The organism is Amycolatopsis sp. (assembly GCF_035546795.1).
GTDB lineage: Bacteria > Actinomycetota > Actinomycetes > Mycobacteriales > Pseudonocardiaceae > Amycolatopsis_E.
Genome location: NZ_DASZWC010000047.1, coordinates 1 through 13,502 on the forward strand (window position 1 = coordinate 1; position 13,502 = coordinate 13,502).

The following is a 13,502-nucleotide window of genomic DNA, read 5'->3' on the forward strand; positions in this document are numbered from 1 at the left end:
TGAAGCCGAAGCCCTTTTCGCTGTTGAACCATTTGACGGTTCCCTGCACGAGTGCTGCCTGTGCCATAAAGCTGTTCCTCTCGGAATCTATCCGGCCCCGCCGTGTGCGAGTCCGGGGTCGTGACGTGTGACGCCGCGAACCCGATCCGAGATGTGGAAGGGAAACGTCGTCGCGCGCTGCAGAAATCCTGCGCGCCAAGACGTGAAGGACCAATGCCTAACCACCGCCAACGCTAGCATCAATCGACCCAAACGCGCTCCGCTGGCGCCCTCTGCGGCTGCCGGACGGCGTCAGGCCGGCGCCAGCCTGGCTTGCCGCAGTGGTGCACCGAGCCCGTGCAGGTGCCGCAGCACGATCGCGTACGAACCGACCAGTGATGTCTCGGTGTAGGTGATGGCCCGCTCCGCACAGTGCGCCCGCACGAGCGCGCGGACGGCTCGCAGGTTGGCGCGGGGCAGGTTCGGGAACAGGTGGTGCTCGATCTGGTAGTTCAGCCCGCCGAAGACGAAGTCGGTGATCCGGCCGCCGCGCACGTTGCGGGCGGTCAGCACCTGCTTGCGCAGGAAGTCGGCGGACTCGCCGGTCGTCGTCGGCATTCCCTTGTGGTTCGGGGCGAAGGAGCATCCCATGTAGACACCCCACAAAGCCTGGTGCACCACGATGAACAGCACCGCGACCCCGGGCGAGAGCACCACGAACACGGCGCCGAGGTAGATGACGACGTGCGCGGTCAGCAGCAGCCCTTCGAGCCGGCGCGCCTTGGTCTGCCCCTGCCAGATCGCCCTGACCCCGGAGACGTGCAGGTTCAGGCCTTCGAGGGTGAGCAGCGGGAAGAACAGCACCGCCTGGTGCTTGGCCATCCAGCGGAGAAACCCGGACTTCAGCCGCGCCTGGCGGCTGGTGAAGGCCAGCGCCGGGATGTCGAGGTCGGGGTCGTGCTCCTCGTGGTTCGGGTTGGCGTGGTGGCGGTTGTGCACGCTGACCCAGCGCCGGAAACTCATCCCGACCAGGCCACCGTGCACGGTGCCGATCAGGTCGTTCGGGCGGCGGGTGCGGAAGATCTGCTTGTGCCCGGCGTCGTGGCCGACGAACGCCAGCTGGGCGAACAGGACGGCCAGCAGCGCGGCGATGATCAGCTGCCACCAGCTGTCGCCGATGAAGGCGAACGCGACCCAGGCCCCGGCCAGCATGATGAGGTTGCCGGAGATCTTGAGCGCGTAGTAGTCGTAACGGCGGCGCAGCAGCCCCGCCGAGCGCACCTCGTTCAGTAGTTCCGCGTACTCACCGGTGGTCGTCGCCGCCGCGGCGGCCGGAACCGTCACCGGCACGACCCGCCAGGGGTCGCGAAGGGTTCGGCGGAAAGGCGCACGCGCCGCGCGCGCTCGGCGGCGGTCACCTCGGGCGCGGCGGAAGACTGCGTATCCGGGTGGCTGAACACCACCGGCGCGGCCGTAGGCGTGCGGCGTTCGGTTACTGGCATGAAAGCTCCTTGAGCGGTGGTCGCGGCGCGAGCGATCGCACGCTTGGTGTCGCGAGACTTTGTTCGTGCCGGCAGGTGAAAAAGGAAGATCGCGATATTCGACCTTGTCCGTGTTCCGGGCGTCGCCGGTGTACACGGCAGCACGTGGAGCTCCTGCTGGCCGCCAGCTTACACGTCGGGGCCCGGTGAAGCGCCAGCCGGCGCCGGGACCCCTCCCGGCCGTTGGCGCGACCCTGTCCCCCGGCAACCGCTCGCCGTGGAAGGGACCCGGATGGACTACCAGCCGCAGGAACAGCCGGAGCCCGCGCCGCGCGACCCGCTGGCCGTGGCGATCGGCAACGCGTCGCTGCTCGGCGTGGGCTATCTGTTGTCGCGCCGGCGCGGGCTCGCGGCGGCGACCGGCGTGGTGACCGTGCTGCTGCTGGTCCTGCTCGCCACGGTGGCGCGGACGGTGTGGTTCGAGGCCGTGGTGCTCGTGTGGTGGCTGGGCATGACCTGGCACGGCTGGTTCCTCGCCGGCGGCCGCGCCCGGTGGAACCTCGTCCGGCGGCAGCGGTCGATCGCGCTCGCCGTGACGATCCCGGTCCTGATCGCGGTGGGGCTGCTCCGGTTCGACGCCGCACAGATCGAGAAGACCGTGACCACCGCTCGCGCCAAGGGAGACTGCGGCCAGGCACTGTCCGCTTTGGACAGAGTCTGGGTGGGCCACCGGGTGGTCGACGCGCCCATGACCGTGCGCGGCGAGACCACCGCGCAAGCCTGCGGCCGGCTGCGGGAAGCCTATGATCACCTCACCGTCGGCCTCAGCGGGGACACCGTAGCGCTCACCGCCGGTTTCGCCGATCTCTCGTCCGTGCTGGCGGAATACCCCGGCCACGAGAAGATGGTCGACACCGTCCTGGACGGGTTCCTCGGCCGGCTGCCCGCTCCCGACGCCTGCCGGACAGCCGCCGTCACCGACTGGCTCCGTCAGCGGCCCGCCGGCCACAACGCACTGGACCGCGCCGCCACCGCCGTCCCACGCGTCGCGCCCGCGGCACTGGCCGGATGCGGCGATGCCTTGCTGGCAGGGCAGAACTGGACCGACGCACAGCGGCGCTACCAGCAACTCCTCGACCAGTACCCAGGAAACGAACTCACCGGCAAGGCCCAGGACGGCGTCCGGCGGGCGGGCCTCGCGCTCGAACTCGCCGACGTGACCGCCCTCCTCGGCGGAAGCGCGGAGTCGGCGCCCCAGTACTGTGCCGCGCCGGGCCATTACAGCGCCGCCGCGCCGTACGGCAAGGGCGTCAACCACGCGCTGGTCTACGGCAACACCGACTACACCAGCCGGCTCCCCGCAGACTGGAAAGCCGACGGTCCCGGCAACGCCGTGCTGGTCCTCTGCACCGGGGACGCGACCTACGGAACCCCGACCAGGACCTGCGGCTACAACGCCGACGACAGCACGGGCGGCGCGACTGACGTGACGTTCCACAAAATCGCCATTCCGGTGCGGGCGTTCGAACTGCGCACCGGCAACGTCGTCGCCGACACCACGGTCGAAATCGGCGGCACGAGCTGCCCGTATTTCCTCTCGTACACCACGTTCGGCGACTACGACCACGGCCCCGGAACCGACCAGTACGTGGACCCGTCCGACGACGACATCCGCGCCGCCTTCGCCCCGGTGATAGCGCGCTGAGAATCCCTTTTGCCGCAGTAAGTTTGACTTTCCAACTCACTGGCGTACGCTCGGGCGCAGGACCTCGGACGGCACGGAAAGAGTGAACATGCGCCACCTGACCTTGTCGCGGCGGAGCGGCATGCGTGTCTCGGAATACGCGCTCGGCGCGGGCAACTTCGGCACCAGGTGGGGCACCGGCGCCGATCCGGACACCAGCCGCGCCATCCTGGACCGGTTCGCCGAAGCCGGCGGGACCTTCATCGACACCGCGAACAGCTACCAGTTCGGCGAATCCGAGGAGATCCTCGGCGCGCTGCTCGGCAAGAACCGCGACGAGTTCGTGCTGGCGACCAAGTTCACCAACCCCGTCACACCGGACGCGTCGATCCTCGCCAAGGGCAACAGCCGCAAGACGATGACCCGGACCGTGGAAGACAGTCTCCGCCGGCTCGACACCGACTACCTCGACCTGCTGTGGGTGCATTTCCCGGATTCGGTGACGCCGACCGAGGAGATCATGCACGGCCTGGACGCGCTGGCGACGTCGGGGAAGATCCTGCACGCCGGGTTCTCGAACTTCCCGGCCTGGCGGGTCTCGCGCGCGGTCACCTACGGCGAACTGCGCGGAATCCCTTGGCTGGTGGCGATTCAGACCGAGTACAGCCTCGCCGAGCGCACCGCCGACCGCGACCTGTTCCCGATGGCCGAGGCGCTGGGCCTCGGCACGACGATCTGGTCCCCGCTCGCGGGCGGCTTCCTCACCGGCAAGTACCGGACCGCGAACGGCGGCGGCCGGGCGGACACCGCGTTGAAGCACCTCCTGCACAACGAGCAGGACGCACACCGGAAAGCCTTGCTCGACACGGTTTTGGCGGTCGCGGACGAACAAGGAGCCACCGCGGCCGAGGTGTCGATGGCCTGGCTGCGCGAGCACTCGGCGCGGCTGGCCACGACGTCGATCCCCATCATCGGCCCGCGCACGGTCGCGCAGCTGGACGACTACCTCGGCGCATTCGACGTGACCCTCACGCCCGGGCAGTTCGAGCGGCTGACGGCGGCGAGCGACGTGCCGCTGGGGCAGCCGCACGAACGCGGCGCCACCCAGCTCGACACGTTGCTTGGGCCGGACCGGGCCCGGTTCGAGGCCGCGAGCGGCCCGGTCGCCTGATCGGTCAGCCGACGGCCGACGGCGTGCGCGTCCCGCTCGCCGAGCCCGCGGGCAAGGCACGCAAGAGATCCTCCACGCGCTCCTTGGCGTCACCGAAGAGCATCGCGGTGTTCTCGCGGAAGAACAACGGGTTCTGCACACCCGCGTACCCCGAGGACATGGACCGCTTGAACACGATCACGTTCTTGGCCTCCCACACGCTGAGCACGGGCATGCCCGCGATCGGCGATCCGGGATCCTCGGCCGCGGCCGGGTTCACCGTGTCGTTGGCGCCGATGACGAGCACGACGTCGGTGTCGGCGAAGTCGTCGTTGATCTCGTCCATCTCCAGCACGATGTCGTACGGGACCTTGGCCTCGGCGAGCAGCACGTTCATATGCCCCGGCAGGCGCCCGGCGACGGGATGGATGCCGAAGCGCACGTTCACGCCGCGCTCGCGCAGCTTGCGGGTCAGCTCGGCGACGCCGTGCTGCGCCTGTGCGACCGCCATGCCGTAGCCCGGCGTGATGATCACGCTGCTCGCTTCCGCGAGCAGTTCGGCGGCACCGTCGACGGTGATCTCGCGGTGCTCCCCGTAGTCGGTGTCGTCGGCGGGCCCGGCCTCGATGCCGAAGCCACCGGCGATGACCGAGATGAACGACCGGTTCATGGCCTTGCACATGATGTAGGACAGGTAGGCACCGGACGAACCGACGAGCGCGCCGGTGATGATCAGCAGGTTGTTCTCCAGCAGGAACCCGCTCGCCGCGGCTGCCCAGCCCGAGTAGCTGTTGAGCATCGACACCACCACGGGCATGTCCCCGCCGCCGATGGATGCGACCAGGTGCAGCCCCAGCGCGAGCGCCACCACGGTGACGACGATGAGCAGCCACAAATGCGGATCCGCCACGAACCACGCCGTCAGCCCGACGAACACCGCGAGCGCGCCGAGGTTGAGGAAGTTCTTGCCCGGCAACGTCAACGGCGCGGATTTGATCCTGGCCGACAGCTTCAGGAACGCCACGATGGAACCGGTGAAGGTCACCGCGCCGATGAACACGCCGATGAACACCTCACCGGAGTGGATCCCGCCGAGCCCGAGTGCCTTGAGGGACAACGCTTCCGCGCCTCCGGGGTCGGCTTCGACCTGCTGGTAACCGTTCCAGCCCACCAGCACCGCGGCGAGCCCGACGAACGAGTGCAGCAGCGCGATCAGCTCGGGCATACCGGTCATCTGCACGACGCGGGCGCGCTGCAGGCCGACGGCGGCACCGGCCACCATCGCCACGACCAGCAGCACCACGCCGAGCAAGGAGATCTCGCGCTGCACGGCGAGCGTGATGGTGGCGGCGAGCGCGATGACCATGCCGGCGATGCCGAATCCGTTGCCGGTTTTCGCCGTCTCGTGCCGGGAAAGGCCCGCGAGCGCCAGGATGAACAACAGCGCGGCGACGATGTAGGCCGCCTGCGCGATGGTGTCGAGGGTCATGTGCGGTCTCAGACTTTCGTGCTCGGGGCCGGATTCAGCTGCGGGAGAACATGCCGAGCATGCGCCGGGTGATGGCGAACCCACCGAAGATGTTGATCGACGCCAGCAGGATCGCGGCGAACGAGAGCCATGTGACCGCGGCGCCGTGGCCGACCTGCAGGAGCGCGCCGACCACGATGATGCCGGAAATGGCGTTGGTGACCGACATCAGCGGCGTGTGCAGCGCGTGGTGCACGTGCCCGATCACGTAGAAACCGACCACCACCGCGAGCGCGAACACCGTCAAATGCCCTTGCAACGCCGGCGGTGACGCCGCGACCAACAGGAACAGCAGCGCGCCCGCCAGCGCGATCAACCCGGTTCTGGCCGCCGCGGACATCGGCTTCTTCGGCTCCGGCTCGGCGCGGGTCGCCTCCGCGGCGTCCTTTTTCGCCGGGGCGGCCGAAACCTGGGCGGGGGGCGGCGGCCAGAGGCACTCGCCGTCCTTGACCACCGTCATCGACCGCACGACGATGTCGTCCATGTCGAACACCGGCTTGCCGTCCTTGGCCGGGGTCACCAGCTTCATCAGGTTCACCACGTTCGTCCCGTAGAGCTGGGACGACTGGGCGGGCAGGCGGCCGGCCAGATCGGTGTAGCCGAGGATCGTGACCCCGTTGGCGGTGGTCACGGCCTTGCCCCGCACCGTGCCCTCGACGTTGCCGCCGTTGGCCGCGGCCATGTCGACGATCACGCTGCCGGGGCGCATCGAGGCCACCATGTCCGCGGTGATGATGCGCGGCGCGGGCCTGCCCGGGATCAGCGCCGTGGTGACGATGATGTCCACGTCGCGGCACTGGTCGGAGTAGAGCTGGGTTTCGCGGGTCTTGTAGTCCTCGCTCATCTCCTTGGCGTAACCGGTCGAGGAGACCTCGACGTCGGCCGCCTCGATGGACAGGTACTCGCCGCCGAGGCTGCGCACCTGGTCGGCGACCTCGGGCCGCGGATCCGTCGCGCGCACCATCGCCCCGAGCGAGCCCGCCGCGCCGATCGCCGCCAGCCCGGCGACGCCGGCCCCGACCACCAGCACCTTCGCCGGCGGCACCTTGCCCGCGGCCGTGACCTGCCCGGTGAAGAACCGGCCGAAACTGTGCGCGGCCTCGATCACCGCCCGGTAGCCCGCGATGTTGGCCATCGACGAAAGAACGTCCAGCGACTGGGCGCGGGAGATACGCGGCACCGCGTCCATCGCCAGCGCGGTAAGCGGGCGCGAGGACAGGTCCTCGACCAGTTCCTTGTTCAGCGCCGGGCTCAGCAGGCTGATCAACGTGGCGCCCGGCGCCATCGCGTCGAGCTGCTCCTTCACCGGCGCATTGACGCCCAGCACGATCTGCGCCCGCACCGCCTCGCCGATCGACGCGCCGGCCTCGGTGTAGGCCTCGTCGGAGAAGCTCGCCGCGGCACCGGCCCCAGGCTCCACCACGACGTCGTACCCCAGTTTCAGCAACTGGGACACCGTGGCCGGTGTCGCGGCCACCCGGGTCTCCCCCGGGGTGGCCTCCTTCAGCACTCCGACGAGCATCGAGCCTCCTCGCTCAGGTTCGGGCGATGAATGCCCTCCGGCCGGTGCACGGCCCGTGCTTTCCGGGCGGCCCTGCGAGCGAGGACGCACCGGAGTACCGGCTTGTTGGTGCAGTCATGGTAAGGCGCCGACTGTGCCACCGCACGCGAGATATGTCACGGAAAATGTCGGCAGAACTGTGTTTCCGGCGAATTCCGCCGCCATCGGGCCCGCCGCCGGGCGTGGCCTATTCCGGTCCACAATGGACGACGGTGCGCCGCCTCAGCCGATCGCTGCCGCGACAAGGGTTTTCGCCGTCCGGACCGCGCTGGCGACAGCCTCGTCCGGGGCGATCCCGCACAGATCGGTGAGGGTGAACAGCGCCTCGGCGCTCACGACCACCGCGAGGTCGCGCTTGAGCTGGGCGAACGTTTCCGGATCCGTGCGGGCGAGGGTGGTTTCCAGCGGCTGTAGCGCGTGGTCGATCAGGCCGAACCGGATGCCGGGCCGGGTCGTGACGTTTTCCGGCCGCGTGATCGTGGCCGCGATCATCGCCCGCACCGCGCCCTCGCGGGCGATGATGCCGCGAAGCAGGAATTCACAAGCAAAAGCGACGCGCTCTACCGCGTCGGCGGAGTCGTCCACCGGCGCGAGCGCTTCGGCAGGCGAGGGCCAGACGCCGGCCAGCGCTTCGCTGATCAACGACGAGAGATCGGGGAAATACCGGTACGCCGTGGCTTCCGAGACAAGCGCCGCGCGGGCGACCACGGGCATGGTCACCTCGGAGCCATCGCCGATGAGTTCCCGCGCGGCCGTCACGATCGCCGTGCGGGTGCGCTGTTTCTGGTTGATACGTCCCGTGCCCACCCTCGCATCCTAGCATTCAACTCTCGTTATGAGAGTTCACTTGCATGAACCCGGCCGCCCGGCTAGTCTCGTGAGAGTTGACTCTCATGAAGGAGATGCCCATGAGCAGCGTTTCGGTGATCGGCCCGGACGGCGGCGAGGCGATCCAGCTCGGCCCCACCCGGATGCGGATCCTCGAAGACGGCACCACGACCGGGCACCGTCTCGGGATCGGCGAGATCACCATCGCGCCGCACACCCAGGGCCCGCCGCAGCACCGGCACGCCCAGCACGACGAGGGTTTCTACGTCGTATCCGGCACCGTGCACTTCACCGTCGGCGAGACCACGCACGAGGCCCCGGCCGATTCGCTGGTCATGGTCCCGCCCGGCGCCCCGCACACCTTCGCCAACCTCGGCGAGACGCCCGCGGTCATGCTCAACACCTTCACGCCCGACCTCTACGTGCAGTACTTCCGCGATCTGCGGGCCATGATCGCCGCCGGCGGGGAGCTCACGCCGGCGGCGACGGCCACCGTGATGAGCCACTACGCCACCGTTCCCGCCACCGACTTTCGCCTGATCAGGAGACCTGGATGACCGACACCTACCCACTCACCGTCGACGGCCGCACCCTCGACGTCACCGTCGATCTGCACGGCGGCGCCGGGCGCCCGGTCCTGCTGCTGCACGGCGGCGGCGGCCCGCAGACCGTCGCCACGTTCGGCGCGCTCCTCGCGCGGCAACGGCCCGCGACGGTGCACATTCCCGTCCACCCCGGGTTCGACGGCACCCCCCGCCCCGGCTGGCTTTCCGACGTCCCGGCACTGGCGCGGGTGTACGCGGAGCTGCTGGAAACCCTTGCGCTGCAAGACGTCGCCGTCGTGGGCAACTCGATCGGCGGCTGGATCGCCGCCGAGCTCGCGGCACTGGGCAGCGACCGGATCGGCAGCGTCACCCTGGTCAACGCGGTCGGCGTCGACGTGCCAGGGCATCCGGTCGCCGACACCTTCGAGCTGACGCCGGCCGAACTGGCGCGGCTGTCCTTCCACGACCCGTCGAAGTTCCGCTTCGACCCCAGCGCGCTTTCCGAGGCACAGCGCGAAAACGCGGCCGCCAACCGCGCGGTGCTGCGCGTCTACTCGGGCCCGGACGACATGGCCGACCCCACGCTGCGCGCACGCCTGGCCAAGATCACCAAACCGGCCCTGGTCGCCTGGGGCGCGGGCGACCAGGTGGTGGACGCCGATTACGGGCGCGCCTACGCGGAAGCCATTCCCGGCGCGGAATTCCGCCTGCTGCCCGGCACCGGCCACATGCCGCAGGTCGAGACTCCTGCGGAGTTCCTCGACGCGCTCTGGGAGTTCGTCGGTACGGGCGCGTCGGTCGGTTGATGTGCGGCCCTCCGGCGAGGAGATCTGTGTGACCCCACCCCGCCCCGATCACGCGGTGTTCAACGGGCGGCGGTTGGTGGGGTGGCGTGTCGGGCGGGCGCTCAGGAAGGCAGCGGGGTTCCGGGAAGTACCACATCGCACGTGACCGGTTGCCGTCCGGTGAGAATCGGCACGGCGCGCGGGGTCGTCTTCGCGCTACTGGAACCGGGCGTGACCACCAGCAGGTACGCGCCGACGCCCGGCGGTCGCAGGCAGTACCGTCCTTGCCGTGTCTGCGCCCGCCCGACCTGGCGCCCGGCCTGGTCGATGAGCGTCACGACGGCGCAGACGGGCCGGGCGTCCACTCCGGACACGGAACCGCGGACAGTGCCCTCAGTCTCCACCGTCCGGGTCACCATCGGCGGTTTCTCTTCCGCCACAACGGGTTCCGCGCAGGGTTGCGCGCCGGCGATACGACGGGAGGTCTCGTCCAGGTGCCGCAGGGCTGCCACGATCCGCCGCGGATGCTCCGAAGTCACGCCGTACCAACTGACGAGCGTCAGCCCGATCGCGTCCAGCGACCGCGAGACGCCGTCCGTCTCAAGTGGACTCTCGTCGAGCGCGCGCAGCCTGGCGGCCAGCAGCCCGCAGATCCGCGACAGATCGTGCGCCAGATGGACCGGCGGGCGCGGGTCCGCGGTGGCGAGCACGGCCAGGCTCCGGACCTGCGCGGCGAGCATCGAGTACGCGGTCAGCCGGTGCCGCAGGTTCCGCGCGCCGGGGAACGGGCTTTCCGCGCCGAACAGGGCGGGCAAGGTCCACGGCCTCGTGGTCAGCAGCAACTGCTGCAGCGCCGCGTCGGCGGCCCGCGCGCTGCCCCGCAACGCCGACCGGTCGCCACGGCTGTCCTTCAGCTGATCGCCCGTTTCCGCGAGCAGATCCGCGGCGGCGACGAAGAAATTGCGCCGCGCCGTCCGTGCGACCCGGCGGGTGCTCGTGGGCAGGAAGCACAACGCGACCGCCGAACCGATCACCGCGCCCAGCGCCGTTTCCTCCACCCTCAGCAGGAGCAGCGAATCGGAGAACTCGTGCAGCACGCCGTAAAGCTGGCCGACCATGGTCGTGATGAAGACGACGGCCAGCACATAGGTGAACCGCATCAGGAAGAACCCGGCGAGCACCGAGCCGAAGATCACGATCAGCACGCCGACGAGGTTGCCGTGGGTCAGGTTCGCGAAGAAGATCGCGACCCCGACGCCGACCAGGGTGCCGAGTGCGCGGTCGAAAGCCTTGCTCACGGTCTCGGCCGCGGTGGCCGTTCCGGTGAAGGTCACGAAACAGGCCAGCGCCGCCCAGTAGTACCGCTGTTCGCTGATCATCGAGCCGAGCACGATCGCCACCGCGCTGGCCAGTGACACCTGGAGGGCCTGACGGGTGGGCAGCGGCATCCGGGCGATCCGCGCGCGCCAGCCGCTGCCGGCGCCGTCGTCGAACTGGGTGGCGAGCGGGGCGCTGCCCGGCAGCCGTCCGTTGAGCAGCTCGACGGACGGGGTGAAACGGCTCTCCGCGGGGCCCGCTTCGGGCACCGCTTCGACGTTTCGTTGCGCGCGCACCAGATCGACGACCGCGGACCCAAGTCGGTAGGCCGCGGCGGCGGCCGCATAACCGTTTCCGGCGCCGAGGCCGAGCGCGGTGAGGCGTTCGCCCGCGGCCTCGGCTGCCGCGAGATCGCCGCGGCGCAACGCGATCAGCGCCTCGCGGACGTTGGCGAGTTCCCGTGGCGTGACCGCGCTTCGCTCGTCACGGAGCCGTTCGGCGGTGGCCGCGACGGTGCCGACCGCGAACTCGGCGGTCAGCAGCTCGTGCCGGACCGCCTCCTCGCTCCAGCCCGTCGGCAACGATCCCGCGATGCCGAGCTGACCGTCGATCAGCAGCGCCGCCTCGTTCAACCGGATCAGGCGGATGCGCTGCCGCCGGTCCGTCCGGCCACCGGCCCGCGCCCCGTCGACCTGGGCGAGGCTGGTGTCGGCGACCGCGGCGACCCTGGCGTGGAAGGCACGCACCATGCGGGCCAGCACCCGGTCCGGGCGGACCTGGAAGACCCCCACCTGCAACACGACCATCGCCACGGTTTCCAGGCCCACCACGGCGAACACGGGCAGCAGCCGGTCGAACCCGATGCCGGTGAACATCGACATGAAGTAGGACATCCAGGCCATGAGGCCGTACGCGGCGAAGCGCGGACCGAACCGGCGGATCCACACGGCCACGAACATCACGACCACGAACCCGGCCAGCGCCGCCACGTGCCGGGGCGCGAGCAGGGCCGCCAGCACCATCCCGGCCGCGACCGGGACCGGCATCAGCACCACCGTGACCAGCCGCGCGCCACGGGTGGGCTCGGCGACCGTGAAGCCGATGTTCAGCGACAGCACCGCGCACAGCATGATCGGGATCAGCGGCTGCTGGCCGGTCAGATGCGCGCCACCGAACCCGACGAGGATGCCGACCGCGACGCTGACCACCGCGCGAGCCGCCAGCTGGAACTGGCTGAGCCCGGGATCGGAGGAGCAGAAGCGCCCCCAGAGGTTCCGGCCGATCTCCGCAACGCCCGACCCCGGCAAGCCAGCACTCCCGTCCGCAGCCTGGTCACGTTCCGTGGCCGGGCCACCCGATGGATGGTAAGCAATCAATGATCATTGTAACCATTACGTGAATCCTTCACGCCAGAGCGTTACCTGAGCTTAGCCTGCGGCAGCTTCCGCAAGGTGAGCGACAGGATCAGCACGGCCACGATGAACGCCCCGATGTAGAGCGAGACGCCGTTCCAGCCGCCCGCGCCGTAGGCGATCCCGCCGACCGAGCCGCCCACGCTCGAACCGAGGTAGTAGCAGAACAGGTAGACCGCCGGCCCCTGCACCTGCAGGGTCGCCGCCCGCGGCCCGACCCAGCCGCTCGCCACCGAATGCGCCGCGAAGAAGCCCACCGTGGTGGCGACCAGCCCGATCACCACGACCACGAGGTTGGACGGCACCATCAGCGCGATGCCGGCAAGCGTCACCGCGGCCGCGGCCGGCAGCATCCGGGGCCGCCCGAGCAGATCGACCAGGCGGCCGGCGACGGTCGAGGACACCGAGCCTGCCAAATACACCACGAAGATCATCCCGACCACGGCCGCCGACAGCCCGAAAGGCGGGCTCAGCAGGCGGAAGCCCAGGTAGTTGTAGACCGTCACGAAGCAGCCCATCAGCAGGAAACCGCAGGCGAACAGCCGCACGAGACCGTGGTCGGTGAACGACCGGCCGACGGCACCGGCAAGATGCCGCAGGCGCGGCGGGCTGGGCGTGAAGAAGGCGGACGGCACGATGCTGACGCGGAAGACGATCGCGCAGAGCAGGGCGACGCACCCGACGACAGCCAGCGCCCACCGCCAGTTCGACACGTCCAGCACGACGCTCGCGATGATGCGGCCCGCCATCCCGCCGATCCCGTTGCCCGCGATGTAGAGCCCCATCGCGGAGCCGAGCGAGCGGCGGTCGATTTCCTCGGCCAGATAAGACATCGCGGTCGCCTGCAGCCCGGCGAGCGCGAGCCCTTGCAAGGCGCGCAACACCAGCAGCACCGCGAACGACGGGCTGATCGCCTGCGCGACGCCGAGCAACGCGGCCGCGAACAGCGAGGCGGTCATCATCGGCGTCCGCCCGACGACCCCGGACAGCGCGGTCAACGGGATCACGCCCACGGCCAGCCCGCCGGTGCCGAGGGCGACGGCGAGACTCGACTCCGCCGGCGTCAGCCCGAACTGGGTACTCAGCGCCGGAAGCAGCGCCTGCACGCAGTAGAGGGTGGTGAACGTCGCCAGCCCGGAAGCGAAGAGCGCCAGGGTGATGCGCCGGAAACCGGGGGTGCCCCGCAGGTGCCGGATCGCTGCCCGCTGTGTCGTCGTCTCTGCCACGTTCAG

At 69.9% G+C, this 13,502-nt stretch carries 11 protein-coding genes; 4 read left to right on the forward strand and 7 right to left on the reverse strand.

The window, feature by feature from the left end:
- Nucleotides 1-291: 291 nt before the first annotated feature.
- Together VHD82_RS25380 and VHD82_RS25385 are read right to left on the reverse strand one after the other, a co-directional pair.
- On the reverse strand, nucleotides 292-1,323 hold the full coding sequence (locus VHD82_RS25380) for an acyl-CoA desaturase (protein WP_325708911.1): 1,032 nt from the start codon (nucleotides 1,321-1,323) through the stop codon (nucleotides 292-294).
- Nucleotides 1,320-1,481, reverse strand: coding sequence for a hypothetical protein (locus VHD82_RS25385; RefSeq protein WP_325708914.1), 162 nt, complete (start codon nucleotides 1,479-1,481; stop codon nucleotides 1,320-1,322). Before VHD82_RS25385 ends, VHD82_RS25380 begins: the two co-directional genes overlap by 4 nt.
- Before the next feature lie 271 nt (nucleotides 1,482-1,752).
- Here VHD82_RS25385 and VHD82_RS25390 point away from each other — a divergent pair, with 271 nt between their 5' ends.
- Both VHD82_RS25390 and VHD82_RS25395 read left to right on the forward strand, forming a co-directional pair.
- The gene (locus tag VHD82_RS25390; protein ID WP_325708917.1) at nucleotides 1,753-3,165 is read left to right on the forward strand and encodes a hypothetical protein; all 1,413 of its coding nucleotides are present in this window, start codon (nucleotides 1,753-1,755) and stop codon (nucleotides 3,163-3,165) included.
- Nucleotides 3,166-3,286: 121 nt separating this feature from the next.
- The gene (locus tag VHD82_RS25395) at nucleotides 3,287-4,315 is read left to right on the forward strand and encodes an aldo/keto reductase (protein WP_325708920.1); all 1,029 of its coding nucleotides are present in this window, start codon (nucleotides 3,287-3,289) and stop codon (nucleotides 4,313-4,315) included.
- Nucleotides 4,316-4,319: 4 nt separating this feature from the next.
- On the opposite strand, the gene pntB is transcribed toward VHD82_RS25395, so the two are convergent.
- The 3 genes from pntB to VHD82_RS25410 all read right to left on the reverse strand — a co-directional run bounded on the left by pntB (nucleotide 4,320) and on the right by VHD82_RS25410 (nucleotide 8,190).
- A complete protein-coding gene (gene pntB, locus VHD82_RS25400) occupies nucleotides 4,320-5,783 on the reverse strand; it encodes a Re/Si-specific NAD(P)(+) transhydrogenase subunit beta (RefSeq protein WP_325708923.1) in 1,464 nt (487 codons plus the stop codon).
- A 34-nt stretch (nucleotides 5,784-5,817) separates the two neighbouring features.
- A complete protein-coding gene (locus tag VHD82_RS25405) occupies nucleotides 5,818-7,344 on the reverse strand; it encodes a Re/Si-specific NAD(P)(+) transhydrogenase subunit alpha (protein ID WP_325708926.1) in 1,527 nt (508 codons plus the stop codon).
- Between the two features lie 261 nt (nucleotides 7,345-7,605).
- Nucleotides 7,606-8,190, reverse strand: coding sequence for a TetR/AcrR family transcriptional regulator (locus tag VHD82_RS25410; RefSeq protein ID WP_325708929.1), 585 nt, complete (start codon nucleotides 8,188-8,190; stop codon nucleotides 7,606-7,608).
- Nucleotides 8,191-8,291: 101 nt separating this feature from the next.
- Here VHD82_RS25410 and VHD82_RS25415 point away from each other — a divergent pair, with 101 nt between their 5' ends.
- Both VHD82_RS25415 and VHD82_RS25420 read left to right on the forward strand, forming a co-directional pair.
- Nucleotides 8,292-8,768, forward strand: coding sequence for a cupin domain-containing protein (locus VHD82_RS25415; protein WP_325708932.1), 477 nt, complete (start codon nucleotides 8,292-8,294; stop codon nucleotides 8,766-8,768).
- Nucleotides 8,765-9,562, forward strand: coding sequence for an alpha/beta hydrolase (locus VHD82_RS25420; RefSeq protein ID WP_325708935.1), 798 nt, complete (start codon nucleotides 8,765-8,767; stop codon nucleotides 9,560-9,562). Before VHD82_RS25415 ends, VHD82_RS25420 begins: the two co-directional genes overlap by 4 nt.
- A gap of 101 nt (nucleotides 9,563-9,663) precedes the next feature.
- Here VHD82_RS25420 and VHD82_RS25425 read toward each other — a convergent pair whose 3' ends face one another.
- Nucleotides 9,664-12,165, reverse strand: coding sequence for an FUSC family protein (locus VHD82_RS25425; protein ID WP_325708937.1), 2,502 nt, complete (start codon nucleotides 12,163-12,165; stop codon nucleotides 9,664-9,666).
- 110 nt (nucleotides 12,166-12,275) lie between these two features.
- Entirely contained in the window at nucleotides 12,276-13,496 is a 1,221-nt protein-coding gene (locus tag VHD82_RS25430) for an MFS transporter (RefSeq protein ID WP_325708940.1), read from the reverse strand.
- Nucleotides 13,497-13,502 lie beyond the last annotated feature (6 nt).